The sequence below is a fragment of the Roseateles sp. P5_D6 genome, from assembly GCF_054049415.1.
This window is the reverse complement of sequence record NZ_JBFUMK010000006.1, coordinates 174,865-200,480: the sequence shown is the minus strand read 5'-3', so window position 1 is coordinate 200,480 and position 25,616 is coordinate 174,865. Positions and strand designations below refer to the sequence as shown.

General features: G+C 69.2%; 23 protein-coding genes. 15 read left to right on the top strand and 8 right to left on the bottom strand.

The window, feature by feature from the left end; translation table 11 throughout:
- Positions 1 to 807: a 3-methyl-2-oxobutanoate hydroxymethyltransferase gene (panB, locus tag ACXJKM_RS10390; protein ID WP_457352152.1), complete on the bottom strand. Its 807-nt coding sequence runs from the start codon at positions 805 to 807 to the stop codon at positions 1 to 3.
- A gap of 301 nt (positions 808 to 1,108) precedes the next feature.
- Between panB and ACXJKM_RS10385 the strand changes: the two genes are divergently transcribed.
- From ACXJKM_RS10385 to ACXJKM_RS10365, 5 genes are all read left to right on the top strand, one after another.
- A complete protein-coding gene (locus ACXJKM_RS10385; RefSeq protein WP_457352150.1) occupies positions 1,109 to 2,032 on the top strand; it encodes a hydrogen peroxide-inducible genes activator in 924 nt (307 codons plus the stop codon).
- 68 nt (positions 2,033 to 2,100) lie between these two features.
- Positions 2,101 to 2,823, top strand: a complete 723-nt coding sequence (locus ACXJKM_RS10380; protein WP_457352148.1) for a mobilization protein — start codon at positions 2,101 to 2,103, stop codon at positions 2,821 to 2,823.
- 139 nt (positions 2,824 to 2,962) lie between these two features.
- The gene (gene katG / locus ACXJKM_RS10375; protein ID WP_457352146.1) at positions 2,963 to 5,125 is read left to right on the top strand and encodes a catalase/peroxidase HPI; all 2,163 of its coding nucleotides are present in this window, start codon (positions 2,963 to 2,965) and stop codon (positions 5,123 to 5,125) included.
- A 220-nt stretch (positions 5,126 to 5,345) separates the two neighbouring features.
- Entirely contained in the window at positions 5,346 to 5,840 is a 495-nt protein-coding gene (locus ACXJKM_RS10370; RefSeq protein WP_056200854.1) for a Dps family protein, read from the top strand.
- Positions 5,840 to 6,445 (top strand): AraC family transcriptional regulator, encoded by a 606-nt coding sequence (locus ACXJKM_RS10365; protein ID WP_457352144.1) that lies wholly within the window; start codon positions 5,840 to 5,842, stop codon positions 6,443 to 6,445. Before ACXJKM_RS10370 ends, ACXJKM_RS10365 begins: the two co-directional genes overlap by 1 nt.
- On the opposite strand, the gene ACXJKM_RS10360 is transcribed toward ACXJKM_RS10365, so the two are convergent.
- Complete coding sequence (locus ACXJKM_RS10360) at positions 6,420 to 7,448, bottom strand: fatty acid desaturase family protein (RefSeq protein ID WP_162247827.1); 1,029 nt, start codon at positions 7,446 to 7,448, stop codon at positions 6,420 to 6,422. The genes ACXJKM_RS10365 and ACXJKM_RS10360 overlap by 26 nt on opposite strands.
- Before the next feature lie 206 nt (positions 7,449 to 7,654).
- Between ACXJKM_RS10360 and ACXJKM_RS10355 the strand changes: the two genes are divergently transcribed.
- The 4 genes from ACXJKM_RS10355 (at position 7,655) to ACXJKM_RS10340 (ending at position 11,642) form a co-directional block, all read left to right on the top strand.
- Positions 7,655 to 8,227, top strand: a complete 573-nt coding sequence (locus ACXJKM_RS10355) for a hypothetical protein (protein ID WP_056200862.1) — start codon at positions 7,655 to 7,657, stop codon at positions 8,225 to 8,227.
- Complete coding sequence (locus ACXJKM_RS10350) at positions 8,224 to 9,261, top strand: sensor histidine kinase (RefSeq protein WP_056200865.1); 1,038 nt, start codon at positions 8,224 to 8,226, stop codon at positions 9,259 to 9,261. Before ACXJKM_RS10355 ends, ACXJKM_RS10350 begins: the two co-directional genes overlap by 4 nt.
- The gene (locus ACXJKM_RS10345; RefSeq protein ID WP_056200869.1) at positions 9,258 to 9,950 is read left to right on the top strand and encodes a LytR/AlgR family response regulator transcription factor; all 693 of its coding nucleotides are present in this window, start codon (positions 9,258 to 9,260) and stop codon (positions 9,948 to 9,950) included. Before ACXJKM_RS10350 ends, ACXJKM_RS10345 begins: the two co-directional genes overlap by 4 nt.
- Before the next feature lie 63 nt (positions 9,951 to 10,013).
- Positions 10,014 to 11,642, top strand: coding sequence for a peptide chain release factor 3 (locus tag ACXJKM_RS10340; protein WP_457321253.1), 1,629 nt, complete (start codon positions 10,014 to 10,016; stop codon positions 11,640 to 11,642).
- Positions 11,643 to 11,648: 6 nt separating this feature from the next.
- Here the strand turns inward: ACXJKM_RS10340 and ACXJKM_RS10335 are convergent, their stop codons facing one another.
- Positions 11,649 to 12,218 (bottom strand): DUF3617 domain-containing protein, encoded by a 570-nt coding sequence (locus ACXJKM_RS10335; protein ID WP_457352142.1) that lies wholly within the window; start codon positions 12,216 to 12,218, stop codon positions 11,649 to 11,651.
- Between the two features lie 151 nt (positions 12,219 to 12,369).
- Here ACXJKM_RS10335 and ACXJKM_RS10330 point away from each other — a divergent pair, with 151 nt between their 5' ends.
- Entirely contained in the window at positions 12,370 to 13,101 is a 732-nt protein-coding gene (locus ACXJKM_RS10330; RefSeq protein ID WP_457352140.1) for a zf-TFIIB domain-containing protein, read from the top strand.
- Positions 13,094 to 14,287 (top strand): tetratricopeptide repeat protein, encoded by a 1,194-nt coding sequence (locus ACXJKM_RS10325; protein WP_457352138.1) that lies wholly within the window; start codon positions 13,094 to 13,096, stop codon positions 14,285 to 14,287. The genes ACXJKM_RS10330 and ACXJKM_RS10325 overlap by 8 nt, the downstream gene beginning before the upstream one ends.
- Positions 14,288 to 14,294: 7 nt before the next feature.
- On the opposite strand, the gene ACXJKM_RS10320 is transcribed toward ACXJKM_RS10325, so the two are convergent.
- Positions 14,295 to 14,522 carry a hypothetical protein gene (locus tag ACXJKM_RS10320; RefSeq protein ID WP_457352136.1) on the bottom strand — a complete coding sequence of 76 codons (228 nt, stop codon included), beginning with the start codon at positions 14,520 to 14,522 and terminating at the stop codon, positions 14,295 to 14,297.
- A 112-nt stretch (positions 14,523 to 14,634) separates the two neighbouring features.
- Here ACXJKM_RS10320 and ACXJKM_RS10315 point away from each other — a divergent pair, with 112 nt between their 5' ends.
- The 3 genes from ACXJKM_RS10315 (at position 14,635) to ACXJKM_RS10305 (ending at position 20,659) form a co-directional block, all read left to right on the top strand.
- Positions 14,635 to 15,726, top strand: a complete 1,092-nt coding sequence (locus ACXJKM_RS10315) for a PQQ-dependent sugar dehydrogenase (RefSeq protein ID WP_457352135.1) — start codon at positions 14,635 to 14,637, stop codon at positions 15,724 to 15,726.
- Positions 15,727 to 15,833: 107 nt separating this feature from the next.
- Positions 15,834 to 19,934 (top strand): hypothetical protein, encoded by a 4,101-nt coding sequence (locus ACXJKM_RS10310; RefSeq protein WP_457352133.1) that lies wholly within the window; start codon positions 15,834 to 15,836, stop codon positions 19,932 to 19,934.
- 272 nt (positions 19,935 to 20,206) lie between these two features.
- On the top strand, positions 20,207 to 20,659 hold the full coding sequence (locus ACXJKM_RS10305; RefSeq protein WP_457352131.1) for a hypothetical protein: 453 nt from the start codon (positions 20,207 to 20,209) through the stop codon (positions 20,657 to 20,659).
- A 780-nt stretch (positions 20,660 to 21,439) separates the two neighbouring features.
- Here ACXJKM_RS10305 and ACXJKM_RS10300 read toward each other — a convergent pair.
- Both ACXJKM_RS10300 and ACXJKM_RS10295 read right to left on the bottom strand, forming a co-directional pair.
- A complete protein-coding gene (locus tag ACXJKM_RS10300; protein WP_457352129.1) occupies positions 21,440 to 22,303 on the bottom strand; it encodes a hypothetical protein in 864 nt (287 codons plus the stop codon).
- Between the two features lie 136 nt (positions 22,304 to 22,439).
- On the bottom strand, positions 22,440 to 22,898 hold the full coding sequence (locus tag ACXJKM_RS10295) for a thiamine-binding protein (protein ID WP_457352127.1): 459 nt from the start codon (positions 22,896 to 22,898) through the stop codon (positions 22,440 to 22,442).
- A 331-nt stretch (positions 22,899 to 23,229) separates the two neighbouring features.
- Here ACXJKM_RS10295 and ACXJKM_RS10290 point away from each other — a divergent pair, with 331 nt between their 5' ends.
- Complete coding sequence (locus ACXJKM_RS10290; protein ID WP_457352126.1) at positions 23,230 to 24,294, top strand: pirin family protein; 1,065 nt, start codon at positions 23,230 to 23,232, stop codon at positions 24,292 to 24,294.
- A 5-nt stretch (positions 24,295 to 24,299) separates the two neighbouring features.
- Here the strand turns inward: ACXJKM_RS10290 and ACXJKM_RS10285 are convergent, their stop codons facing one another.
- Both ACXJKM_RS10285 and ACXJKM_RS10280 read right to left on the bottom strand, forming a co-directional pair.
- On the bottom strand, positions 24,300 to 24,590 hold the full coding sequence (locus tag ACXJKM_RS10285; protein ID WP_457352124.1) for a MerR family transcriptional regulator: 291 nt from the start codon (positions 24,588 to 24,590) through the stop codon (positions 24,300 to 24,302).
- On the bottom strand, positions 24,587 to 25,555 hold the full coding sequence (locus ACXJKM_RS10280) for a DnaJ C-terminal domain-containing protein (RefSeq protein WP_457352122.1): 969 nt from the start codon (positions 25,553 to 25,555) through the stop codon (positions 24,587 to 24,589). Before ACXJKM_RS10280 ends, ACXJKM_RS10285 begins: the two co-directional genes overlap by 4 nt.
- Positions 25,556 to 25,616 lie beyond the last annotated feature (61 nt).

The window sequence follows — 25,616 nt, the reverse complement described above, 5'->3', positions numbered from 1 at the left end:
TCAGAACCCGTGAATCTCGTTCACCGGGAAGGTCCTGGCCTTCACCTCGTCCACATAGCCTTTCACGGCGGCCAGCACCGAGTCCTTGCCGGCCATGAAGTCCTTGACGAAGCGCGGCTTCCTGCCCGCCGTGATGTTGAGCATGTCGTGCAGCACCAGCACCTGGCCCGAAGTGCCCACACCCGCGCCAATGCCGATGACGGGCACGGGGGATTCAGCGGTGATCTCGGCGGCCAGGGTGGCCGGCACCATCTCGTAGAGCAGCATGGCCGCGCCCGCCTCCACCAATTCCCGCGACTCGCGCTTCATGCGCGCCGCGCCGGCCTCGTCGCGGCCCTGGACCTTGAAGCCGCCTAAAGCGTTCACCGTCTGCGGCGTGAAGCCCAGGTGAGCGCAGACCGGGATGCCGCGCTCACTGATGAAGCGCACCGTCTCGGCCGTCCAGCCGCCACCCTCGAGCTTGACCATATGGGCACCGGCTTTCACCAAGGCCGCAGCGCTTTTCCAGGCCTCTTCCTTGCTGACGTGATAGCTGTCGAAAGGCAGGTCGGCAATGATCCAGGCCCACTTGTGGCCGCGTGACACGCAGAAGGTGTGATAGACCATGTCCTCCAGGCTGACCGGCGCCGTGGAGCCGCGGCCCTGCAGCACATTGCCCAGGGAATCGCCGATCAGCAGGATGTCGACACCGGCTTCATCGAGCAGGCTGGCGAAGGCCGCGTCGTAGCAGGTCAGCATGGCGATCTTCTCGCCGCTGGCATGCATCTGCGCCAGGCGCGGCAGGGTCATGGGCTTGCGATCAATCATGGCCACCTCTCAGTGAAAACCCTGGGACCACCCCCGAGGCGGCCGCAGTGTAGCGTTCGGGCCTTGCTCCGGTGGCTGAGCATGGCCGAGGGGCTGGCGAGGCGGGCCGCTGGGTAGGCGCGACGACGAATGTGGGCTTGTGCCCACGAGGCGGAGCAACACCCCCAGCGGCTCGAAGCGCCAGACCAGCGGCCATGCAGCGCTTCGGATCGGAGTGGTGAGCGCCGACAAAGACATGAGGTTTTGATGTGACAAGCATTTCGAACAATGGCGAGCGGTCAGCTGCCGGGGCAAGGCCTGTATGACCCTCACAGAGTTGCGCTACATCGTCGCCGTCGCCCGCGAGCGGCATTTCGGCCGCGCGGCCGAGGCCTGCCACGTGTCGCAGCCGACGCTGTCGGTGGCCATCAAGAAACTGGAAGAAGAGCTGGACCTGAAGATCTTCGAGCGCGGCGGCAACGAGGTGTCGGTCACGCTGCTCGGTGACGAGATCGTGCGGCAGGCGCAGTCGGTGCTGGACCAGGCCGGCGCCATCAAGGAGATCGCCAAGCGCGGCAAGGACCCGCTGGCCGGTGCACTGCGCCTCGGGATCATCTACACCATCGGCCCCTATCTGCTGCCCGAGCTGGTCAAGCACACCATCGAGCTCTACCCACAGATGCCRCTGATGCTGCAGGAGAACTTCACKGTSAAGCTGCTSGAGATGCTGCGCACCGGCGAGCTSGACTGCGCCATCATGGCCGAGCCCTTCCCCGAGGCGGGCCTCGCCACTGCCCAGCTCTACGACGAGCCCTTTGTCGTCGCGCTGCCGGCCGTGCACCCGCTGGCCACGCGCGAGACCATCAGCGCCGAGGAACTCAAGCGCGAGACCATGCTGCTGCTGGGCACCGGCCACTGCTTTCGCGACCATGTGTTGGAGGTCTGCCCCGAGTTCGCGCGCTTCTCCAGCGATGCCGAGGGCATACGGCGCAGCTTCGAGGGCTCGTCGCTGGAGACGATCAAGCACATGGTGGCCTCAGGCATGGGCGTGACGGTCGTGCCCAGTCTCAGCATGCCGCGTGAGCCGAGCCGGCACCTGCGCTTCGTGCCGTTCAGTGAGCCCATTCCGACGCGACGCGTCGTGCTCGCCTGGCGGCGCAGCTTCACGCGCTACGAGGCCATTGCGGCGCTGCGCAATGCCATCTACGCCTGCCAGCTGGACGGGGTCACCCGGCTGTCGCAGTGACGGCCTGATACAGCCATGCTGCGCCGCACAATGTTCTACTGCGCATCATCTTCACATCCGCCTTCACCATGAGCACCCTTCCCGCTGACACCACGGCCGGCGCCATCCATTTCGTTGGCGGTGAAAAGGGCGGCGTCGGCAAGTCGCTGCTGTCGCGCCTGCTGGCGCAATACATGATCGACCGCGGCATCCCCTTCACCGGCTTCGACACCGACCGCTCCCACGGCGCGCTGCTGCGCTTTTATGCCGACTACGCCTCACCGGCGCTGGTGGACAACTTCGAGGCGCTGGACGCCATCGTCGAAAGCGCGCTGGCCGAGCCGGGCCGGCGCGTGCTGGTGGACCTGGCCGCGCAGACGCACGAGCCGCTGGCGCGCTGGATGGATGAGTCCGGTGTGCTGGAGCTGGCGGCCGAGGCCGGCGTGGCTGTGCACTATTGGCATGTGATGGACGCCGGGCGCGACTCGGTGGACCTGCTGGCCCGTCTGCTCGACCGCTTCGGCGACCGGCTGCGCTATGTGCTGGTGCTCAACCAGCTGCGCGGCGACGACTTCTCGCAGCTGGAGCGCTCTGGCCAGCTCGCCCGCGCTGAAGGGCTGGGCGCCCGCACCATGCCGCTCAAGCATCTGCAGGACGCCGTGCTGCGCAAGATCGACGCGGCGGACGCGAGCTTCTGGTCGGCCCGAACCGCGTCCAGCGGCGAGGGCGCCAAGCTCGGCCTGCTGGAGCGCCAGCGCCTGCGCGTGTGGCTGGCGCTGGTGGAGAGCGAGCTGGCGCGGCTGGGCGTTTAGGGCGAGACGGTGCAACATCGGGCGCCGCCCGCGCGGCGCTTGATGATGATTTTGGCTATTGGTAGATTAGTTCTATTCAAATCCAAAACTCAATAGTCATCATTAAGCTTCGGTCTCCCCCCAGACACCAGGAGCTGACATGAGCGACCCGACCTCCAAGAGCGAAGGCAAGTGCCCCTTCCACCACGCCGCCGGCAGCGGCACGACGAACCGGGACTGGTGGCCCAACCAGCTGCGCGTCGACCTGCTGAACCAGCATTCGAGCAAGTCCGACCCGCTCGGCGACGGGTTCAACTACGCCGAGGCCTTCGCCAAGCTCGACTACCCGGCGCTCAAGGCCGACCTCGTCAAGCTGATGACCGCCAGCCAGGACTGGTGGCCGGCCGACTTCGGCCACTACGGCCCGCAGATGATCCGCATGGCCTGGCACGCGGCCGGCACCTACCGCACCACCGACGGCCGCGGCGGCGGCGGGCGTGGCCAGCAGCGCTTCGCGCCGCTGAACTCCTGGCCCGACAACGTCAACATCGACAAGAGCCGCCGCCTGCTCTGGCCCATCAAGCAGAAGTACGGCCAGGCCATCTCCTGGGCCGACCTCTTCATCCTGGCCGGCAATGTGGCGCTGGAGTCCATGGGCTTTCGCACGCTGGGCTTCGCCGGCGGCCGCGAGGACGTCTGGGAACCCGACATGGACGTGGCCTGGGGCGCCGAGACCAAGTGGCTGGCCGATGACAAGCGCTTCGAGGGCGACCGCAACCTCGTCGCCAGCGTCGGCGCGACCCACATGGGCCTGATCTATGTGAACCCCGAGGGCCCCAACGCCAGCGGCGACTACCTGGCCGCGGCCAAGGACATCCGCGCCACCTTCGGCCGCATGGCCATGGACGACGAGGAGACCGTCGCGCTGATCGCCGGCGGCCACACCTTCGGCAAGGCCCATGGCGCGGCACCCGAGCACCACAAGGGCCTTGAGCCCGAGGGTGCCGGCATCGAGTCCCAGGGCCTGGGCTGGACCAGCGGCTTCGGCGGCGGCCATGGCAAGGACACCATCTCCAGCGGCCTGGAAGTCACCTGGACCCAGACCCCCGCGCAGTGGAGCAACCACTTCTTCGACAACCTGTTCAAGTTCGAATGGGAGGCCACCACCTCGCCGGCCGGCGCCAAGCAATGGGTGGCCAAGAACGCGCCCGAGGACATCCCCGACGCTCACGTCCCGGGCAAGTTCCACAAGCCCACCATGCTGACGACCGACCTGACGCTGCGCTTCGACCCCGAGTTCGGCAAGATCTCCCAGCGCTTCCGCGACGACCCGCAGGCCTTCGCCAACGCCTTCGCCCGCGCCTGGTTCAAGCTGACCCACCGCGACATGGGCCCCAAGGCGCGCTACCTCGGCCCCGAGGTGCCCAAGGAAGACCTGATCTGGCAGGACCCGCTGCCCGCGCCCAGCCATCACCCCACCCCCGGCGACATCGCCGACCTGAAAGCCAGGATCGCCGCCTCGGGCCTGTCCGTCGCTGACCTCGTCGCCGTCGCCTGGGCCTCGGCCTCGACCTTCCGCGGTGGCGACAAGCGCGGCGGCGCCAACGGCGCCCGCCTGGCGCTGGCACCGCAGACGGATTGGGCCGTCAACAAGCCGGCCATCCAGGCCCTGCCCAAGCTGATGGAGATCCAGCGGGCCTCCGGCAAGGCGTCCCTCGCCGACGTCATCGTGCTGGCCGGCGTCGTCGGCATCGAGCAGGCCGCCCAGGCCGCCGGTGCGACGGTGGAGGTGCCCTTCACGCCCGGCCGCGTTGATGCCACCCAGGCCCAGACCGATGTCGAATCCTTCGCCGTGCTCGAACCCCTGGCCGACGGCTTCCGCAACTACAGCAAGGGCAATCTGGGCGCATCCACCGAAGCCCTGCTGATCGACCGCGCCCAGTTGCTGACGCTGACCGCGCCCGAGCTGACCGCGCTGGTGGGCGGCCTGCGCGTGCTGGGCACGAATACCGATGGCAGCAAGCACGGCCAGTTCACCGACAAGCCCGGCACGCTGAGCAACGACTTCTTCGTCAAGCTGCTCGACATGGGCACGGTCTGGAAGCCGACGGACGCCAGCGCCGAGATTTTCGAAGGCCGCGACCGCAAGAGCGGTGCCGTCAAGTACAGCGGCACGCGCGCCGACCTCATCTTCGGCAGCAACTCCGTGCTGCGCGCCTATGCCGAGGTCTATGCCAGCGCCGACGGCAGGGCCAGGTTCGTCAAGGACTTTGTCGCCGCCTGGACCAAGGTCATGGAACTGGACCGCTTTGACATCCAGTGAGCCCCTCGTCCAGCCCCGCATCGCTGAACGCGAGCGTGGCTGACCGGTCCCCCGCGGGGACGGCGATGTTCGCGGCATCGAGCCGCAAGCACATCGCCCAAGGCGGGCCGGCTTGGGAGCGGCCCTGCGCTCGGCCCGCAAGCTGACGTCACGACCCCGTTGACCCCGGGGTGGGCCGAATCCGTTAGGCTCACCCCGTACCGTTTTGGAGCCCCCCCGCATGGCCAAGAAGTCCGCCGCCCCGTCCATCAGCATCGGCATCAGCGAGAAGGACCGCGCCGCAGTCGCCGCCGGCCTGTCCAAGCTGCTGGCCGAGACCTACACGCTCTACCTGACGACGCACAACTTCCACTGGAACGTCACGGGCCCGATGTTCAACAGCCTGCATGCGATGTTCATGGCCCAGTACACCGAGCTGTGGAACGCGGTCGACCCCATCGCCGAGCGCATCCGCTCCCTGGGCTTCCCGGCGCCCGGCAGCTATGCCCAGTTCGCCAAGCTCAGCGGCCTGCCCGACGCGCCCGCCACGCCGCCCAAGGCCATGAAGATGGTCGAGGTGCTGATGCAGGGCCACGAGGCCGTCGCCCGCACGGCGCGCGCGCTGTTCCCGCTGGTCGACAAGGCCAGTGATGAGCCGAGCGCCGACCTGCTGACGCAGCGACTGACAGTGCACGAGCAAACCGCATGGATGCTCCGGAGCCTGCTGGAGGAGTGATGAAAGTCGCCGTCCTCACATTCGACGGCTTCAACGAGCTCGACAGCTTCATCGCGCTGGGCCTGATCAACCGGCTCTATGCCCAGGGCTGGTCGGCCGCCATCACCAGCCCGAACGCGCAGGTGACGTCGATGAACGGCGTGGTCGTCACGGCCCAGCAGCCGCTGGAGTTCGCCAACGAGGCCGACGTCGTGCTGTTTGGCAGCGGCATCCACACCCGCACCATCGCCAACGACAGCGCGCTGCTGGACCGGCTGCAGCTCGACCCGGTGCGCCAGCTCATCGGCGGCCAGTGCTCGGGCACGCTGCTGATGGCCCGCCTCGGGCTGCTGGCGGACATGCCCGCCTGCACCGACTCGACCACCAAGCCCTGGGTCGTCGAGGCCGGCGTGCGCGTCGTCGAGGAGCCCTTTCATGCCCGCGGCCCCATCGCCACGGCCGGCGGCTGCCTGGCCTCGCAATACCTGGCCGCGTGGGTCATGGCCTCGCGCGCCGGGCTGGACGCCGCGCGCAGCGCGTTGCATTACGCAGCGCCGGTCGGCGAGAAGGAAGCCTACGTGGAGCGCCTGCTCGGCGTCGTCAAACCTTTCCTGCCGCAGGCCTGACCGCCCGCGTCGCCTGCCGCAGTCGGCCGATGCCCTCGGCGACGGAGCCCACCCTCACCTGGTGGTATTCAGAGTCGGCCGGCAGCTGCTCCATCAGCCGGCGGTTGGCCGTCGGCAGCGCGTGATAGGGCAGGTAGGGCGCCACGTGGTGCAGCGCGTGGAAGCGCAGGCCCACGGGGCAGAGCAGCACCGAGATCGGGCCGTTGGAGTCGACGTTCAGCGAGTCCAGCAACTGGCCGCGCGCATCGCGGCCTTCAAGCTCCTCGACGTAGAGATGCGTGCCGCCCATCGCGCGGATGGTGTTCAGCGTCGCAATCAGCACGACGAGCAGCGCCCAGGCCGCCACCCACACCCAGCCCGCAAAGACGCCGATGGCCACCAGCGCCCAGCCCCAGGCGCAGCACCACCACTCGACCGCCATCGCCTCGGCGCGGGCGCTTTCCTTGATGGCCGGCGCACGAAACGGCATACGCAGGGCCATGTGGACGAACTCCGGGATCATCTTTTCGCGGATGGGCGGCAGCACGGCGGCCAACGGCGTCAGGACGGCGAAGCGCACCCACAGCGCCAGCGGCAGCGCGAAGTTCAGCGCAAACAGCTTGGCGCTGGCCAGGCCGGCGCGACCCTGGAACTGGTCGTACTCGCCGTCCTCACGGGTGCCATAGGTCGCCTTGTTGTGGTGGCCCTGGTGGATGGGCAGATAGAGCATGAAGGGGATGAGCAGCGGCACGCCGGAGACCGCATGCCAGGTCAGGCGAAAAGCCTTCATGCCCTGCTGGTGGAAGATCTCGTGGATGAAGGCCAGCGTGCGGTAGAGCAGCAGCACCGCCGCGACGAAGGCGAGCGTGCGCAGCAGCGGCGCCCCCGGCAGCACGGCGACGACCAAGGCCACCCACCCCACGGCGGCGCAAAGCAGCAGGTCGGCGAAGTAATGCGCCTGGTTGGGCTCGCGCAGGTCGGCCACCAGCTCCTGCACCCGCTTCATGTCAACCTGTTTATCCATCGTGCTCTCGTCTTGCAAAACCCGCCCACGATAATTCAGCGGCAATCCGTGCTCCATGTTTTCCGGACGAGCGGTATCCGTTGATGTCGACTTTTGACGCCTTGCCGCGCGCCCGGCGACCGTTCGCCCCCTTTGCCCGGCGAGTCGGGCCTCACCCACCTAGTCTGCGTGCGGACCGATTCGTGTCCGTCACGGGAGATTGATTGATGAAAGCCTCAGCCATCGTTGCCGCCATCGGGGTGGGCGTGCTCGCCACGGCCCTTGCCAAGCCCACAGGCCTGCCTTCGGGTTGGCTGCAGACCGGCAGCGCCAAGACCTGCGAAGGCTCGGTGGTGCCGGCCAACGGCGCGCCTAGCGCCAAGGTCTTCAACATCGAGTGCAAGCCAGACACCGAGGGCTTCTCGACACTGATGCAGCAGATCGGCAGCGCCGACTATGCCGGCAAGCGTGTGCGCCTGACCGCCCAGGTCCACGGCGACCAGATCGCTGCGTGGGCCGGCCTGTGGATGCGCGCCGACAGCGGCCAGCGGCCCGGCACCGCGTTCGACAACATGAACGACCGGCCGCTGCGCGGCAGCTTCGGCTGGCAGACCGCGCAGGTCGTACTGGACATTCCCGCCGACGCAACGACGCTGAGCTTCGGCTTCCTGCTGGAAGGCACCGGCCAGTTGCAGGCCACGCAGTTCCAGCTGGACGTCGTGCCCGCCAGCACGCCGACGACCGGCCAGGGCCCCATCCAGGTGTTGCCGCGCCAGGCCGGCAACCTGACCCCGCCTTGAACCGCACCGCGCGCACGCTGGGCGGCGAGCTGGCCCAGGCCCTGAGAGAGGAAAGGCTGGGCTGGCAACGGCCCGGCCCGCTGCTGGCCGGCGTCGCGCTGTTTGCACTGGCGGCGCCCTGGTTGCGCGATCACGGCGCCTGGGCGCTGTCCCTGGGCTTGTGGCTGGGCCACGCCATCACCGATGGCCTGTGCGGCCTGGTTGCCCGGCGGATGCGGCCCGAGCACCACGGCGCCTTGCCTGGCCTGCTGTTCCTGGCCCTGCTGCTGGGCGCGATGTCCGGTTGGTCCGCCGAGCAGGGCCTGACGCGCGAGCTGCTGAGCGGCAATGACCGCATCACCCGTGCCTGGCTGCACTTCAGCTTCTGCGCCCTGCTGCTGGGCCTGCCGCTGCTGCAAGGCCTGCGCCGCCAACGCGCCGTGCAGCGCGTGGAACAGGAGCGCGCCCGGTTGCGCGCCGAGCTGCAGATGCTGCAGGCGCAGATCGAGCCGCATTTCCTGTTCAATACGCTGGCCACGCTGCGCAGCTTCGTGCGCCAGGGCTCGGAGCGCGCGCTGCCGCTGCTGGACGCCGTCAGCGGCCTGCTGGAGACCACGCTGGAGCGGGTTCGCCAGGCCGAGGACTCGACGCTGGGCCAGGAGTGCCAGATCGTCGAGCACTACCTGGCCATCATGGCACTGCGGCTGGGCGAGCGGCTGAGCTACCGCGTCGAGGTCGACCCCGAGCTGCACGACCTGCCCCTGCCACCGCTGATGCTGCAGCCGCTGGTGGAGAACGCCATCCAGCACGGTATCGAGCCCAGCGAGAGCGGCGGGCAGGTGCTGTTGCAAGCCGAACGGGCCGACGGGCAGTTGCGGCTCAAGGTCATCAACAACGGTTGCGCGCTGACGGCAGACGCGACCGCAGGCCACGGCCTGGCCCTGGTCAACCTGCGCCAGCGCCTGCAAGCCCTGCACGGCGACCGCGCCGGCCTGAGCCTCGCCACCAACGCTGACGGCCTGACCGAGGCCACGCTCATCCTGCCGATGCCATGACGACTGCGCTGATCGCCGACGACGAACCCCAGCTGCTCGAAGAGCTGCAGCAATTGCTGGGAGAGGCCTGGCCCGAGCTGGAGATCGTCGCCCAGGCCCGCAACGGCACCGAGGCGCGCCGACTGCTGGACGAGCTGCGCCCCGACATCGCCTTCCTCGACATCCGCATGCCCGGCATCGACGGCCTCGGCCTGGCCCAGCTCGCGCCGCCGGCCACCCGCCTGGTCTTCGTCACGGCGCATGCCGAGCACGCGCTGGCTGCCTTCGAGCGCGCGGCGGTGGACTACCTGCACAAGCCCGTCACGCCCGCCCGGCTGGCGGCCACGGTACAGCGGCTGCAGGCGGCTCAACCCCAGCGGTCGGATCTGCGCTTCCTGCAGGCCTGGACCGGCAACACGATGAAGCTGCTGGACGTGGACCACCTCGCCGCGCTGCGCTCGGAGCTGCGCCACACGCGGGCGCTGAGCCAGGGCGGTGAACAGCTGCTGCTGCGCACCTCGCTGGGCGAGCTGCAAAAGGAGCTGGACCCGCAACTTTTCTGGCAGATCCACCGCGGTTCGGTGGTCAACGCGCGGGCCATCGAGCGCATCGAGCGGCGCGACGACGGCGAGCTGTGGGTGCACCTGCGCGGGCTGGCCCAGGCGCTGCCTGTGAGCCGTGCGCACCGGGGGCGGTTCAAGGGCATGTAGCTGGGGAGGGTCTCAAGCAAGAGGCCCACGGATAATCCCGGGCTAGCCTGCTTCCAGAACTCCATGTCCGAAACCACCGCCAGCCGCATCGAGACGGAAGTCCGCCGCCGCCGCACCTTCGCCATCATCAGCCACCCCGACGCCGGCAAGACCACGCTGACGGAGAAGCTGCTGCTGTTCTCCGGCGCCATCCAGATCGCCGGCTCGGTGAAGGCGCGCAAGGCCACGCGGCATGCGACGTCGGACTGGATGGAGATCGAAAAGCAGCGCGGCATCTCGGTAGCGTCCTCCGTCATGCAGATGGAATACCGCGACTGCGTCATCAACCTGCTGGACACCCCGGGCCACCAGGACTTCTCGGAAGACACCTACCGCGTACTGACGGCCGTGGACGCGGCGCTGATGGTCATCGACGCGGCCAACGGTGTCGAGCCGCAGACGCGCCGCCTGCTGCAGGTCTGCCGCGCCCGCAACACACCCATCCTGACCTTCGTCAACAAGATGGACCGCGAGGTGAAAGACCCGCTGGCGCTGATGGACGAGATCGAGGCCGAACTGGGCATGACGGTCGTGCCGTTCACGTGGCCGGTCGGCATGGGCAAGCAATTCCACGGCGTGATGGACCTGCGCCAGCAACGCATGCGCGTGTTCGCTCCCGGCGAGGACCGCGCCGCCGGCACCGAGGAAGTGCTGGAAGGCCTGGACAACCCCGCCTATGCCGAGCGCTTCGGCATGCAGTACGACCAGGCCAAAGGCGAGATCGAACTGGTGCGCGAGGCGGCCCCCGCGTTCAACCGCGAGGAGTTCCTGACCGGCAAGCAGACGCCGATGTTCTTCGGCTCGGCCGTCAACAACTTCGGCGTGCAGGAGGTGCTGGACGCCCTCGTCGAGCTGGCCCCGGCACCCGATTCGCGCGTGGCCATGCAGCGTACCGTGCAGCCTGAGGAGCCCAAGTTCACGGGCGTCGTGTTCAAGATCCAGGCCAATATGGACCCGGCCCACCGCGACCGCATCGCCTTCCTGCGCGTGGCCTCGGGTCACTTCGAGCGCGGCATGCGGCTCAAGGTCGTGCGCTCGGGCAAGGAGCTGCGGCCCAACACCGTCGTGTCGTTCCTGAGCCAGCGCCGCGAGTTGCTCGACGAGGCCTTTGCGGGCGACATCATCGGCATCCCCAACCACGGCGTGCTGCAGCTGGGCGACACCATCACCGAAGGCGAGGCGCTGCAATACACCGGCCTGCCCTTCTTCGCGCCGGAAATGTTCCGCGCCGTCGAAGTGGCTGACCCATTGAAGACCAAGCAGTTGCGTGCCGGCCTGACGCAGCTTGGCGAAGAAGGCGCCATCCAGGTGTTTCGCCCCATTGCCGGCAGCGTGCTGTTGCTCGGCGCCGTCGGCCAGCTGCAGTTCGAAGTCGTCGCGCACCGGCTGGAGCATGAATACGGCTGCAAGGCCCGCATCATGCCGAGCCGCTTCCAGGTGGCACGCTGGGTGACCTGCGACGACCCGGCGGAGCTGAAGCGCTTCATCGACGCCAACGATCACCGCATGGCCTATGACGCGGTCGACGCGCCCACGGTGCTGGTGGAGTACGCGCCCGAGCTGCGCGCCATCGAGAGCAACTGGCCCAAGATCAAGTTCCACGCGCTGCGCGAGCACGCGGGGCTGGTKTTCCAGCAAAGGCTGGACGGCTGAGGCTCGTCAGCAGGACGAGCCCAGCCAGCGCCCGGTGGACAGCATGCGCTGGTCCACCTCCTCGGTGCCCACCGCATTGCCGTTGCGGCCATCGACCGCATTACCCCGACCCTTGAGTTCGATGCTGTAGCTGCTCGGGCCATAGGTGGCCGCGAAGCTGCCCTGCGTCAGCCCGCCGCCGCCGGTGCGGCAGACGTATTTGCCCGTCGCCTCGCTGGTGTTCATCTTGGTGGCGTTCAGCTCGCATTTCCAGGGGCCGCTGCCGCTGAGGGCCGACTCCAGATAGGCGGCCAGATCGATCTTCGCTTGCTGCGGGCTCAGGCAGGCCTGCTTCTCGGCGGCCTGCTGGCGGTCCATCTCCGCCTTCTGCGCATCGGTCAGGCGGCTGCGCAGCTTGGCCCGCAGCGTCTGGACCCCGGGCTTGATGGATTGGCCGTTGATCCAGATCTCGCTTTCGGACGTCCACAGGCCGGGATTGACCTCGAGGATGGGCGCAGCGCCGCAGGCGCCCGCGAACAGGGTGAGGGACAACGCGGCCGGCAGGACGCTGAGACGGATCGGACGAAGCTGGGACATGGATGTCGGCCGGGAGGCTAGCAAAAGGCGCGCATTGCAGCAGTTCGAGCGAGACGGCGACATCCCTCGGTTGCAAGTCACGCTGCGGCCGCGTCAGTGACGCCAGCTCAGGCACCAAAATGCGCCAGCGGCAATCCCACTCACTTCAACGATGCCTACGCCCTCGTCCCGCCCCTGCCCCTCCTGCAACGACGCCATGCAGGTGCATGAGCTGCCCGGCCAGTACGACAGCCGGGTGGAGATCGACTTCTGCTTCGGCTGCCAGGGCATCTGGTTCGACAGCATGGAGAACCTCAAGCTGGCGCCCGCCGCGGTGGCCACGATGTTCAAGGAGATGCACCGGCACCGCGACGCGCCGCATGCGCCGCTCGCCGGCCGGCTGCGCTGCCCGCAATGCCGCGGCGGCCTCGCACAAGGCTTCGACGTCGTCCGCAGCGGCCGCTACATCACCCACCGCTGCGACAACCGCCACGGCCGCTTCAGCAGCTTCTCGTCCTTCATGATCGAGAAGGGCTTCGTGCGCCAGCTCACCAAGCCCGAGATCGCCGACATCGCCAAAAAGGTTGGCGTCATCAATTGCAGCAACTGCGGCGCGCCGGTGGACCTGCGCAAGGAAGACAGTTGTTCGCACTGCCGCTCGGCGCTGTCGCTGCTGGACCCGGAGGCCGTGGAGAAGGCGTTGCAGAACTACGCCAAGGCGCCATCCGCTCATGCTGCGCCCGCAACCGCTGTGGCAGACGCCCTGGTCGCGATGACGCGCGAGCGCTCGCGCACGGGGCGCCTCGACGTCTGGCCGGCCGACGCCAGGCTCACCGGCGCAGGTCTGGCGGTGGATCTGTTCGCTGTGGGCCTCACCCTCGTCAGCAGCTTGTGGGATGACTGAAGGACGACGGATGCCCAGCGACTTCGATAAGGGCCTGGCCCTGCACCAGCAAGGGCGACTCACCGAGGCCGAGCTGCTGTACCGCCGCGTGCTGCGCACGGCACCGAGGCATTTCGACGCGCTGCACTTGCTGGGCGTCATTTGCGGCCAGACCGACCGCTTCGACGAGGCGCTGGACCTGCTGCACCGTGCCCTGGCCCAGCGCCCCGGCAGCGCGCCGGCGCTGAACAACCTGGGCAACACCCTGGGCAGCCTGGGCCGCCACCAGGAGGCCGTGCAGGCCTTCGAGCGCGCACTGGCGGTGCGTCCTGAAGACGCCAAGGCGCTGCGCAACCGCGGCACCAGCCTGCGCGCGCTGGAGCGGCCCGTCGACGCGCTGGCCAGCTTCGACGCCGCCCTGGCCCTGCAGCCCAGCTACCCTGAGGCGCTGATCGGCCGCGCCGAATGCCTGTTGACCCTGCACCGCCGCTCGCAAGCCATCGAAGCCTTCCAGCAGGCCCTGCCCTTGGGCAAGGACGTCGACCAGATCCGCTATGCCCTGGCCGCTCTCGGCATCGAACCCGCGCCGCCCACGGCGCCCGCCGGCTATGTCGAGGCCTTGTTCGACATGTATGCCCACAACTTCGACGACCACCTCGTCAAGACCCTCGGCTACCGCACACCCGAGTTGCTGGTCGCGGAACTGCAGCGCGCCGATCCACCCAGCGGTGGCGAGGTCATCGACCTCGGCTGCGGCACCGGCCTGTGCGGGCCGCTGCTGCGCCCGGTGAGCCGAAGGCTGACCGGCGTGGACCTGTCCGGCCTGATGCTGGCCAAGGCGCGCGAGCTGGGCCTGTATGACGAACTGGTGCAGGGCGACATCGTCGCGGCGCTGCAGGGGCCGCCGCAGCGCTTCGACATCGCCATTGCCGCCGACGTGTTCGTCTACATCGGCGACCTGGAAGCCGTGTTCGCCGCCACCGCGGCCGCGCTGCGCGCGGGCGGGTTGTTCGCCTTCTCGGTCGAGGCCTGCGAAAGCGGTGACTTCGCCCTCGGCACCAAGCGGCGCTACGCCCATTCGCTGCCCTATCTGCAGCGCCTGGCTGCCGCCCATGGCTTCACCGTCGAATCATCGACACGTTGCGCCATCCGCAAGGAAAGCGACGAAGCCGTCGACGGACTGCTCGTCGTGATGCGCCGCCGGTGAGCCCGGCTCAGCGCAGCTTCTTCGCGTAGTTGTCGCGGACGTTCTGGCTGATGTAGGTCGACAAGCCCCGGCCCGCGCGAGCCAGCCGTTTCATGTCCGATACGGCCTTTCGCCCCGGGTGCTCCACGTCGTAGACATAGATCGAGCCGTTGATGAACTGCACGGCAATGCCCGCCGGGCCAGTGGCAAAGGCCACCACGCCCGAGTCACCCTCGCGGTTGGCATAGCGCTGCATCTTCACAGTGGAGGACTGGCAAGCAGCGTGCCGGCGGGGCATGCCATTCATGGGCAGCGAGGCGAGCGGGGCGCTGCGATGATGTGCTTTTCCTTCCAGCCCCACAGAGCCGATGAGCAAGCGCCTTGTCCCCCTTGTTGCGGCCCTGAGCTGCACCCTCGCCCAGGCCGCCCCAGAACTCGAAACCGTCGTCGAAGGCCTCAAGACCCCCTGGGCGGTCGCCTTCCTGCCTGGCGGCCAGCTCCTCATCACCGAACGCGATGGCGCCATGCGCACGGCCCAACCCGGCGGCAAGCCCAGCGCCCCCATCGCGGGCGTGCCGGCTGTGGACGCCGTCGGCCAGGGCGGCCTGCTGGACGTGCAGCTGGACAGCGACTTCGCGCGCAACCGCACGATCTACTTCTGCTACGCCGAGCCGGGTGCCAACAAGACCAACAGCACGGCCCTGGCGCGCGCGCGCCTCAGCGAAGACGCCAAGCGCCTCACCGACGTCAAGGTCATCTTCAGCCAGAAGCCCAAGGTCGAGAGCAAACATCACTTCGGCTGCCGCATCGCCGAGGCGCCGGACGGCAAGCTCTTCCTGAGCCTGGGCGAGCGCTTCAGCGGCATGCAGAGCGCGCAAACGCTGGACAACCACCTCGGCAAGATCGTGCGCCTGGGCAAGGACGGCAGCGTGCCGGCCGACAACCCCTTCGTGAACACGCCCGGCGCCCTGCCGAAGATCTGGAGCTATGGCCACCGCAACTCGCAGGGCCTGACGCTGGACGCGCAAGGCCGGCTGTGGGAACACGAGCATGGCCCGCAAGGAGGCGACGAGCTCAACCTCATCACGCCCAAGCTCAACTACGGCTGGCCCGTCATCACCTACGGCGAGAACTACGGCGGCGGCAAGATCGGCGACGGCATCGCCGCCAAGGCCGGCATGGAGCAGCCCATCGTGAAGTGGGTGCCGTCCATCGCGCCCGCCGGCCTCGTGCGGCTCAAGAGCGCCAAGTACGGCCCGGCCTGGCAGAACAGCTTCTTCATCGGCTCGCTGAAGTTCGGCCACCTGGAACGCGTCAAGCTCGATGCCGACAACCGCCCCGCCGAGCAGGAACGCCTCTTCCCCGACGCCGGCCGCATGCGCGACGTGCGCGAGGGGCCGGACGGGCTGCTCTATCTGGTGCTGGAAGCACACGGCCGCATCGTGCGGGTGAAGCCCTGAGCCGCGCCCGCAACCAGGCCATGATGCTGCGGCCAAGGCCTCGCACACCCTAGGTCGAACACACCGGTACTTCTGCGAGCATGCGGCCCTGAACCCAGGGAGGGCTCATGCCGCCGAATGCTCCGTTCGCACGTTCGATCCGCGCCGCGCTGCTGGCGCTCGCCGCCATCTCGGCCCAGGCCGCCCCGCTCACCACCGCCGAGCTGCCCGCCACCACGCGCGACTGGCTGCCCTGGGCTCAGCAAGGCCAGCCGCCACTGGGCTGCCCGACACCCATGGATGCCGCCGAGCCGGCCGTCTGCGTCTGGCCGGGCCGGCTGCAGCTCGGTGCCGGGCCGCGTGACGCGACGTTCAGGCTGGAGGTGCGGGTCTTCGGCGCTCCGGCACGCGTGGCCCTGCCCGGCGAGGCCGGCGCGTGGCCGCAAGACGTGAAGGCTGGCGGCACGGCGCTGGCCGTCGTCGAGGCCGACGAGCACCCCGCCGTCTGGCTGGCGCCGGGCGTGCATGTCGTCGAAGGCCGCATCGTCTGGACGGAGATGCCGCAGAACCTCGCCGTGCCGGCCGGCCTGGCGGCCATCGTCGTGACCAGCGATGGCGCCACGCAGGCCCGCGCGCCGGACGGCGAAGGCCGGCTGTGGCTGCGCGCCGTCGCCAGCCCGGCCGAGGCCAGCGACAGCGTCAGCGTGCAGACCACGCGTCTCGTCGACGACGACCTGCCGCTGACGGTGACGACCGTCTTCGAGCTGCGCGTGGCCGGCCGTGCCCGCGCCGTGGAGCTGCCGCTGGCCCTGCTGCCGGGACTGCGCGCCATGCAGCTGGACAGCCCGTTGCCGGCCCGCCTGGCGGATGACGGCCGCCTCGTCGTGCAGGCGCGGCCCGGCAACTGGCATGTCGAGTTGCGCGCGCGGCTGAGCGCGCCGGTGCAGGCGCTGACGCTGCCCGGCACGGCAGCGGACGAAGAGGTCTGGGTCGTCAAGGCCCAACCCGCGCTGCGGCTGATCCGCCCCGAAGGCCCGGCCAGCGTGGACCCGCGCCAGGTCGAGATGCCCGAGGCCTGGCGCGCGCTGCCGGCCTTTCGCTTGAAGCCCGGCGAGACGCTGAAACTGACCGAGCTGCAGCGCGGCAACGCCAAGCCCGCGCCCGACACGCTGACGCTGGCGCGCCGGCTGTGGCTGGACTTCGACGGCCAAGGCCTGACGGCCAGTGACAGGTTCGAGGGCCAGCTGTCGGCCAGCTCGCGCCTGGCCATGCCCGCGCCCGGCCAGCTCGGCCGCGCGGCGCTGGGCGGGCAGGACCAGCCCATCACCCGCCTGGCCGCCGACGGCCCCGCCGGCTTCGAAGTGCGCCAGCGCAACGCCCGCATCGAGGCCGACAGCCGCTGGCCGCGCAACGGCGCCCTGCCCGCCAGCGGCTGGAGCGCCAGCGTGGACAGCCTGAGCGCCACGCTGCAGCTGCCGCCCGGCTGGCGCCTGCTGCACGCGCAAGGCCCCAGCCGCGCCGACGGTGCCTGGGTGTCGATGTGGACGCTGTGGGATTTCTTCTTCGTGCTGCTGGCGGCGCTGGCCGCCTACCGGCTGCTGGGCTGGCGCACGGGCCTGCTGCTGGGCGCCGCGCTTGCGCTGACCTGGCACACGCCCGGCAGCCCGCCGGCGGCGCTGTGGTTCGGCCTGCTGGCGCTGACGGCGCTGGCGCGCGTGCTGCCGGCGGGGCGGGCGCGGGCCGCGTTCGCGCGTGGCCAATTGGCGGTGGCCGCCATGCTGGCGCTGGTGTTGCTGGTGTTCGCGGTGGCCGAGCTGCGCCAGGCAATCTATCCGAGCCTGGAGCACAACGGCATGGCCTGGGGCATGGCCAAGGAGGTGGCAGCACCAAGCGAGGTGCAGATCATCGAGGAGAAGGTGGTGCCGCCGCCCGAATTCCAGGTGGCCGCCCCTGCGCCGCCTGATCGAAGAATGCCCGCTGCCGAACAGCGGCTGGAGTCTGTCGTCGTCTCGGGCAGCAAGGTCCGCAAGGACGCGTACGCCAGCAGCGACCTCAGCCGCGTCGACCCCGGCGCCCGCGTGCAGACCGGCCCTGGCCTGCCGACCTGGAGCTGGCGCGCCCATCGGCTCAGCTGGAGCGGCCCTGTCACGCCCGAGGAGACGCTGAACCTGTGGCTGCTGCCGCCCTGGGCGACGGCGCTGCTCAAGCTCGCCGGCGTGGCGCTGCTCGCGCTGGCGCTGGCCGCCGTGGCGGGCTGGAAGCTGCCGCGCCTGCCATCCTTGCAGCGGGCCGGCGGTGTGGCGGCCGCAGCCCTGTTGCTGGCGCTGGCGCTAGCGCCCCAACCGAGCGAAGCCCAGGCTTCTACCTCGGCACCGTGGCCCAGCGACGAGCAGCTGCAGGCGCTGCGCGGCAAGCTCGCCGCGCCGCCCGACTGCCTGCCGCGCTGCGCCGAGCTGGCGCGGTTGCTCATCAGTGCGTCGGGCTCGGCGGTGCAGCTGCGCGCCGATATCCACGCGCTGGCGCTGGTGGCCGTGCCGCTGCCCGGCCAGGGCACGGGCTGGCAGCCGGGCAGCGTGCTGCTGGACGGCCAGCCCGCCGCAACGCGACGCGACGACGAGGGCCGCCTGCTGATCGCCGTGCCGGCCGGCGTGCACCAGGTCTTGCTCGCCGCCGATGTCGGCAGCGCCAGCGGCCTGGACATCGCGCTGCCGCTGCCGCCGCGCACGCTGCAGACCGAACTCAAGGGCTGGACGCTGGCCGGCCTGGATCCGAACGGCCAGAGCACGGGCGCGATCACGCTGAGCCGCGAGGCCGTGGCCGGCAGCCGGCGTGCCGAGGACGCCGGCACCCAGCGCGACGCGCTGCCGCCGCTGGTACGCGTGGACCGTCGCCTGACGCTGGGCCTGCGCTGGCAGGTGCACACGCGCATCGAGCGCCTGGCCGCGAGCCGGGCACCGCTGCGCGTGCGCTGGGCGCTGCTGCCGGGCGAGGCGGTCAGTGACGCACGCGTGACGGTGGACGGCGGCGTGGCCAGCCTGCAGCTCGGCGGCGAGGACACCGTCGAGGTGGCCAGCAGCCTGCCACCGGGCGACGCGCTGACGCTGGTGGCAGGCAAGGAGCCCCATCAGGTCGAGCGCTGGACGCTGGCCGCATCGGCGCAATGGCACGTGGACGCCAGCGGCCTGCCGGCGACGGCGCTGCAGCAGGGCGGCGACTGGCTGCCCGAATGGCGACCCTGGCCCGGCGAGACACTGAAACTGGCTATCGCCAAGCCCGCCGGCGTGGGCGGCCAGACGTTGACGCTGGACGATGTGCGCACCACCATCAAACCCGGCGAGCGCAGCAGCGATGTGGAGCTGTCGATGCGCCTGCGCGCCAGCCTCGGCGGCACGCACGCGCTGAAGCTGCCGGCCGGCGCCGAACTGCTGGACGTGCAGATCAATGGCCAGAAGCTGGCCCTGCAGCCACGCGACAACGTGCTCAGCCTGCCGCTGACGCCGGGCCCGCAGATTGTCGACATCCACTGGCGCGAGCCCGCCGGCATGGGGGTGCTGTGGCGCCACGAGGGCCTCGCCCTGGGCCTGCCCGGCGTCAATGACGCGCTGACATTGCACGTACCCGAGGACCGCATCGTGCTCGCCGTGGGCGGCCCGCTGATCGGGCCGGCCGTGCTGATCTGGGGCGCCCTCGGCGTCGTCCTCGTGCTGGCCTGGCTGGCGCCGCGCGGCTTGCCAGGGCTGATGGGCCGGCCGGCCTGGATAGTGCTGGCGCTGGGCGTGGCGCCGGTGTCGCTGAGCGCGCTGGCCGTACTGGCCGGCTGGTTCGGCGCGCTGGAGGCCCGCCGCCGCTGGGGCCAGCTCGGCCGGCGCGGCATGCGCATCGCCGTGCAGATCCTGCTCGTACTGCTGACGCTGGCAGCCGTGGGCGCGCTGCTGGAGGTGCTGCGCACCGGCCTGCTGGGCTACCCGGAGCTACTCGTCGCCGGGCCGGGGTCGAGCAGCACGCTGCTGAACTGGACGAGCGACCGCTTCACCGAGCACACGGCCGGTGCGTGGGTACTGAGTGCGCCGGTGTGGCTGTACCGCGCGGCCATGCTGGCCTGGGCGCTGTGGCTGGCCGTGTCGCTGCTGCGCTGGGTGGGCTGGGCCTGGGCTGCGTTCAGCGTGGGTGGGGCGTGGCCGGCGAAGGCTGTGGCCAGCGAGGAGAATTCAGCGAAGGGGAGCAAGTGATTGGGGATGGCCGGCTCAAGGTTTGAGCGGCCATCCGCCGCTTGGGCGACGCCTGCGTGCCAGGAGCGGTCGGTCACGAACGACCGGTCGCAGGCATCCACCAACCGCGTGCTCGCGGGCTATGCTGTTCCGGGCGGCAAGGGACCACCGACAACACGATCGCCAGCCAGATGACTGTCCATGTGAACCTTCTGCCCGGGCTTCCGCCATACGGGCCCTTGCCAACGGCATTCCCAGCGGAGTGGGGTACTACTGGGCGCGAGGGCACCGTCGTGGAGTTCGTGACGGAGAGCGGGCCCTGGGTGGCCAATTTCAGGCCCGGATTGGCAGGCATTCACATGGCCGATGTGCACCCGAACGGGCGTGACGCATTGGTGATTGCATCGGGTGACCTCTGGGTAGTGAACCCCGTGCGCAAGACCGCCGAGTACGTGCTACCGGTGATTGATTCCGCATTCGAAGTGCAGAACCCCGGCGGTTGGGTCTTCACCAGACAGGGCATTGCATTGGTGCGCCTGGGGCCGGATGGCATTCGATGGCACACGAAACGCCTCTCGTGGGACGGCTTCGACAGGCTGCGCATCGATTCAGAGCGTGTCTCAGGCTTTGCTTGGTCCCTAGACAGCGAGTGGGTCCCATTCGAAGTCGAGTTGGCCACCGGTCGATCGACCGGTGGTAGCTTCTCCGATGACGATGCCGAAGGCTGGGAACAGCTTGCCAATTGAGCCCTCGCCGGTGCTGGCTAACAGGGCGCTCGATACGGACGCCCAGCCGCGGGCCTTTGCTTGGCTCCGTCCTCTCCTTCGTCAGGGGTCAAATCGAGTCGGCGGATCCCGGCCAACTCCGGTCGTCGGTGCGAGGCCGCTTACAGGCAGCCCAGAAAACCGCTGCGACCCTGCTCGCACCGAAAATGCGGCTCGCGCATGCCCCGCGCAGCATCAGACAGGGCCGAGCCATGAACTTCCCTCCCGCCAATTTCGATCCGTCCATCGACCCCACAGCCGATCAGGTGCTCGCGTGAGAACTGTGCTTCGCTACGCTGTCGCTCTGATACCAGCTATCGCTACCGTCGGTTGGTGGCAGCTCGCGCAGTGGGCATACGGTCACTATGACTGCTCAGGCAACTTGAAGGGCTTGCAACCCTGTTACGTCGGCGGAGTCAATATCCAGATGTTCCTCGGCATCGGATTGTTCTGGTGCCAGTTGCTTTCATGGCTGGCGGTTCCCCTGTCAATTTGGCTATGTTTTCGCGCGTATGCACGGCGCTTTGAACAGCAGCCATCGGGCGACGCCTAACCATTCCTGGAAGCGGACGCCTGGCGGCGCCGCTTGAGTGAAGCGTTGAACGTCTGCTCTAGGGCGGTCTAGTTCGGCTCGGTCGATTTCCGCTCTGGGTCGATAGCCGCCGCCCTCACGCCCGCCCCGCTAGAGGTGGCTTTTGGGAGGTGACTGCCGTTTCACTGCCCGATCCCGGCAGCACGTCAATACCGAAACCCGATACGGTTTTACTCGCCTGCGCCCCTTGACACTGGCTTGACCGGGCCGACCTCCACCGAACCGCGCACCGAGCGGTAGGCGGCCTGCTCCACGAGCTGGTTGAGTTGCGTCACGATCTCGGCCGGCGAGAACTGCTCGATCACGTCGATGGAGTTGGACTTCGGGTCGCTGTACTTGGTGTGCGTGAACTGCGGCTTGCGCGCGACGATGGCCAAGGTCTTGGCATCCAACGTCACCCGCTCGAAGGAGATGAAGGGGGCCACGTAGGCCTTGTCTTTCTGCTGCTCGCCGGTGCGCGGGTTGATGGTGGTCTGGTCCCGGTCCGCGTAGGCCTGCTTGCGATCGATGCCGTCCTCGTCGAGCAGCTCCCACTGGTTGCCGGTGGGCTTGACGTAGATGCCGATGCCGCCGAGCCGGCTGGGCATGCCCTCGCGCGACTCCCAGACGTAGCGCGGCAGGATGGCCTCGATGCGGTCCCACTCCACGCGCCGTGGTATCTGGGCCAGGCGCTCGCGCAGGGCATCGAGCACCAGCGCATCGCGGGCCTCGAACGAGGCGTTCTTCAGCTGCTCCGCGAGCCCGGGGTTGGCGCTCCAGCGCAGCATGATGCGGCGCGAGGCGGGCTCCTCGGCGGCCAGGGCGCTGTCCAGGCCGCGCAGCACGGCCATGTTCAGCAACTGCGGATCCACCTGCACCGTGCGGCGCGAGAAGTCGTCCATGCTGCTGGCGCGCTTGCCGCGCTGCTTGACGATGCTGAGTTGGTCGCCGAGCGTGGAGATGAGCGCGATGGTCTGCGCAGGTTTGGCGGCTTCCTGGGCTGGCACGGCCAAGGGCAGCGCGATGACCGCAGCAGCCAATAGTCCTTTGAGCATCGATTCACCTCCCGGGTGCTTCCGGGAGCGGATGCTAACGCCACGAATCAGGTGTTCTTGGCGAGCCTGAACGGGTTCCGGCTCACGCCCTGGCGTCTCCTCCGAGCGCGCGGCGGTACCGCGCGCTCGGGTTGCCTTACTTGCGGAACTTGCGAACCAGGTCGTCGACGCGAGGCCCGCCGGCCTGGGCCGCGCCGGAGACCTTGATGATGCTCAGCGTGCGCTCGGCGCCGGCTTCGAGGGTGGCCTCGTGGACGGCTTGCAGCAGCGGCCAGATCTTCTCGGGCGGGCCTTCGACGACGGTGCCCATGGCGTGTACCTCGTAGTGCAGGCCGGAGGCCTGAATGACGGCGATGGCGGCGTCGACATGCTTGTAGCGGTCGTCCGCCGTGCCGGCCGGCCGAGGGATGACCTGGATCTCGGCAATCATGTGCCGGCTGGTGGCTGGTGTGGTGGCCGGCGTGGAGGCGGCGGATGGCGCCTGCTGCGGAGCAGGTTGTGCCTGTTGCGCCCACGCCGCGCCGCTGGCCAGGAGCGACAGCGACAGGAACGAAAGCCGGAAACGACGCAAATGCGAGAACGATGGATGTGCCATGTGCAACTCATGCAGATGGCAGGTCGGCAAGCGTTCGGGGCCGCAATGCCGGCGCAAGAAAGTGAAAGCCGGCGGGCCCCTGAACGTGCTTCCCTGCGCGAGGATTACCTCAATCAGGTTCAAAGGGACTCTCTCAGTCAGCGCGCGCCTTGCGGTCGCGCCAACACCCCCAGCGGTTGGCCGCATCGAAAGCCTGGTGGCTGCCGGCGTGGCCGACCGCCAGTGTAGAGAAGCCTGCCGGCATGGCCGAAATCGACAGGCTGCCCAACAAGGGCATCCGCAGCAAGGTCACCCGACACACGCTAGGCTGACGCCTCTTCAGGATGTCGCCATGACCACAGCCGCCTCGCCACCCACCATCATCTCCATCTCGCCCCTGGGCATGCCCTGGGAGACGCTCGACCCCTTCCTGTTCTGCGTCCACCACGACGACGCCTACCCGCCCGGCAATGGCCGCTACGGGCCGGACGAAGCACTGCTGAAGGGCCGCCAGATCGGCTCGGACTTCTCGGGGCAGGCCGGCTGGAGCATGTATCACGGCCAGCAGGTGCCCGGCTTCCCGGCCCACCCGCATCGCGGCTTCGAGACGGTGACCATCGTGCGCCAGGGTCGCATCGATCATGCCGACTCGCTGGGCGCCGGCGCGCGCTTCGGGGGCGGCGACGTGCAGTGGCTCACCGCTGGCCAGGGCATCGTGCACGCGGAGATGTTCCCGCTGCTGCACACGGACAAGCCCAACCCGCTGGAGCTGTTCCAGATCTGGCTCAACCTGCCGGCCGCCAGCAAGATGGTGGCGCCGCACTTCACGATGTTCTGGTCGCAGGAGATCCCGCGGCACCGCTTCGTCGACGATGCCGGGCACGCGACCGACGTCGTCTGCATCGCCGGTGCCCTGCCAACGCCCGCCGGGGTGACCCAGCCGCTGGCGCCGCCGCCTGATTCCTGGGCCTCGCGCGAGCAGGCAGACGTGGCCATCTGGACCCTGCGCCTGGCGCCGGGTGCGCAGTGGGTGCTGCCGCCAGCGACGGGCGCGGACACGCACCGCAAGCTCTACTTCTTTGCCGGCGCACGGATCACCGTCGATGGCCATGCCGTGGCCACGCGGCACGCGATCGAGCTGCGAGCCGGCGCCGCGGTCACGCTCGTCAATGGCGGAGAAACAGCAGCCGAGTTGCTGATGCTGCAGGGCCGCCCCATCGGCGAGCCCGTCGCCCAATACGGCCCCTTCGTCATGAACACGCAGCAGGAGCTGCACCAGGCCTTCGAGGACTACCGCCGCACCCAGTTCGGCGGCTGGCCCTGGAGCGACCCGGCGCCGGTGCATGGTGACGAGGCCGGCCGCTTCGCACGGCATGCCGACGGCCGGACGGAACTGTTCCCGTCGCAGGAGGATTGATCGTTCTATCCGCCCGCCCTGAGCCGGTGGATCTCGTCGATCAGGTCCACCACCAGCGCCGCGAGTTCCTGGTTGGCGTCGAAGTCCTGTTCGACGGCCAGCAGCCGGCCGGCGCGGTGCAGATGCGGGCTGGCGAAGCGCCGGCTTTCGCCGTCGCCACTGTGGCAGCCCAGCAGGCCGGCATCCAGCCGCTGGCTCAGCCAGTCGACGCTGACGCCGCAGGCGCAGGCCAGCTCTTCGAGCGTCAGCGTCTGCTCGTCGATGACCACGCCGACCAGCACATCACCGTCGTTCATGGCTCGCCTTCTGCGCGGGGGTGGAAGTCACGACCGACGGCAGCGGCCATGACCTCGTAGGCGGCACGCGCGCCCGGCAGCGTGGAGGGCGGCAGCACGACCTCGACCTCCAACACCATGTCGCCTGCCGGCTCACCTGCCAGACCGCGGCCCTTCAAGCGCAGGCGCTTGCCATGCGGTGTGTCCGGTGGCACGGTCACGCTGACCGTGCCGGCAGGCGTGGCGGCGCTCACGTCGCCGCCCAGCGCGGCCTCCCAGGGCGTCAGCGGCAGCTGTTCATGTACGTCACGGCTCTTCTCACGGGCGACGTCCTTGAACTGGATCTCCAGGTACAGGTCGCCGCTCGCGCCGCCGCCACGGCCCGCCGAGCCCTGTGCCGGCAGGCGGATGTGCTGGCCCGCGCGTATGCCCTTGGGGATGCGGACCTGCACGTTGCGCACGACGACGGCACGGTGGCCCTGCTCGTCCGGCGCCAGGCCACGCACGTTGACCGAGCGCACGGCGCCGTCGATGGCGTCTGAGGCGTCGATGACCAGCTTGACGTGCTCATCGGTCCCGCGTTCGGGCTTGGCGTCCGGCGGCTCGGGCTTGGCATCGCGGCCGAACATGCTGGTGAAGAAGTCGCTGAAGCCCTGGCCAGCGCGCCCCGCGGTCGCTCCGCCTTCATAGGTGAAGCCCTGCTGCCAGTCGCTGGGGAGCTCGGGCTCGGCGGGTTTGCCGGCGCCAGTGGTCGCCTGCTGCAGCGCCTGATGGCGCCGGCGCACGCCGTCATAGGCGACGCGGCGCTGCGGGTCGGCCAGCACGTCGTAGGCCTCGTTGATGCGGGCCATGGACGCATGCGCATCGGCGGACTGGTTCACGTCGGGGTGAAGCAGCCGCGCCTGACGCCGGTAGGCCTGCTTGATGGCAGCCGCATCGGCATCGGCGGCGACACCCATGATCCGGTAATAGTCTTCAAAACGCATGGTCCGAGTATGGAATTGCGGCGCGCAGGGACTGTCGGACGGGGCCGCCTTCCGCGGCGGA

Bases quoted from the DNA above. Each gene is read 5' to 3' on its own strand.
- ACXJKM_RS10360 (WP_162247827.1), bottom strand. From the start codon at position 7,448: ATGGATAAACAGGTTGACATGAAGCGGGTGCAGGAGCTGGTGGCCGAC.
- ACXJKM_RS10295 (WP_457352127.1), bottom strand. From the start codon at position 22,898: ATGGCACATCCATCGTTCTCGCATTTGCGTCGTTTCCGGCTTTCGTTC.
- ACXJKM_RS10315 (WP_457352135.1), top strand. From the start codon at position 14,635: ATGAGCAAGCGCCTTGTCCCCCTTGTTGCGGCCCTGAGCTGCACCCTC.
- ACXJKM_RS10365 (WP_457352144.1), top strand. From the start codon at position 5,840: ATGAAAGTCGCCGTCCTCACATTCGACGGCTTCAACGAGCTCGACAGC.
- ACXJKM_RS10325 (WP_457352138.1), top strand. From the start codon at position 13,094: ATGACTGAAGGACGACGGATGCCCAGCGACTTCGATAAGGGCCTGGCC.
- ACXJKM_RS10285 (WP_457352124.1), bottom strand. From the start codon at position 24,590: ATGAACGACGGTGATGTGCTGGTCGGCGTGGTCATCGACGAGCAGACG.
- ACXJKM_RS10345 (WP_056200869.1), top strand. From the start codon at position 9,258: ATGACGACTGCGCTGATCGCCGACGACGAACCCCAGCTGCTCGAAGAG.
- ACXJKM_RS10280 (WP_457352122.1), bottom strand. From the start codon at position 25,555: ATGCGTTTTGAAGACTATTACCGGATCATGGGTGTCGCCGCCGATGCC.
- ACXJKM_RS10355 (WP_056200862.1), top strand. From the start codon at position 7,655: ATGAAAGCCTCAGCCATCGTTGCCGCCATCGGGGTGGGCGTGCTCGCC.
- ACXJKM_RS10335 (WP_457352142.1), bottom strand. From the start codon at position 12,218: ATGTCCCAGCTTCGTCCGATCCGTCTCAGCGTCCTGCCGGCCGCGTTG.
- ACXJKM_RS10330 (WP_457352140.1), top strand. From the start codon at position 12,370: ATGCCTACGCCCTCGTCCCGCCCCTGCCCCTCCTGCAACGACGCCATG.
- panB (WP_457352152.1), bottom strand. From the start codon at position 807: ATGATTGATCGCAAGCCCATGACCCTGCCGCGCCTGGCGCAGATGCAT.
- ACXJKM_RS10310 (WP_457352133.1), top strand. From the start codon at position 15,834: ATGCCGCCGAATGCTCCGTTCGCACGTTCGATCCGCGCCGCGCTGCTG.
- ACXJKM_RS10320 (WP_457352136.1), bottom strand. From the start codon at position 14,522: ATGCAGCGCTATGCCAACCGCGAGGGTGACTCGGGCGTGGTGGCCTTT.
- ACXJKM_RS10380 (WP_457352148.1), top strand. From the start codon at position 2,101: ATGAGCACCCTTCCCGCTGACACCACGGCCGGCGCCATCCATTTCGTT.
- ACXJKM_RS10290 (WP_457352126.1), top strand. From the start codon at position 23,230: ATGACCACAGCCGCCTCGCCACCCACCATCATCTCCATCTCGCCCCTG.
- ACXJKM_RS10300 (WP_457352129.1), bottom strand. From the start codon at position 22,303: ATGCTCAAAGGACTATTGGCTGCTGCGGTCATCGCGCTGCCCTTGGCC.
- ACXJKM_RS10370 (WP_056200854.1), top strand. From the start codon at position 5,346: ATGGCCAAGAAGTCCGCCGCCCCGTCCATCAGCATCGGCATCAGCGAG.
- katG (WP_457352146.1), top strand. From the start codon at position 2,963: ATGAGCGACCCGACCTCCAAGAGCGAAGGCAAGTGCCCCTTCCACCAC.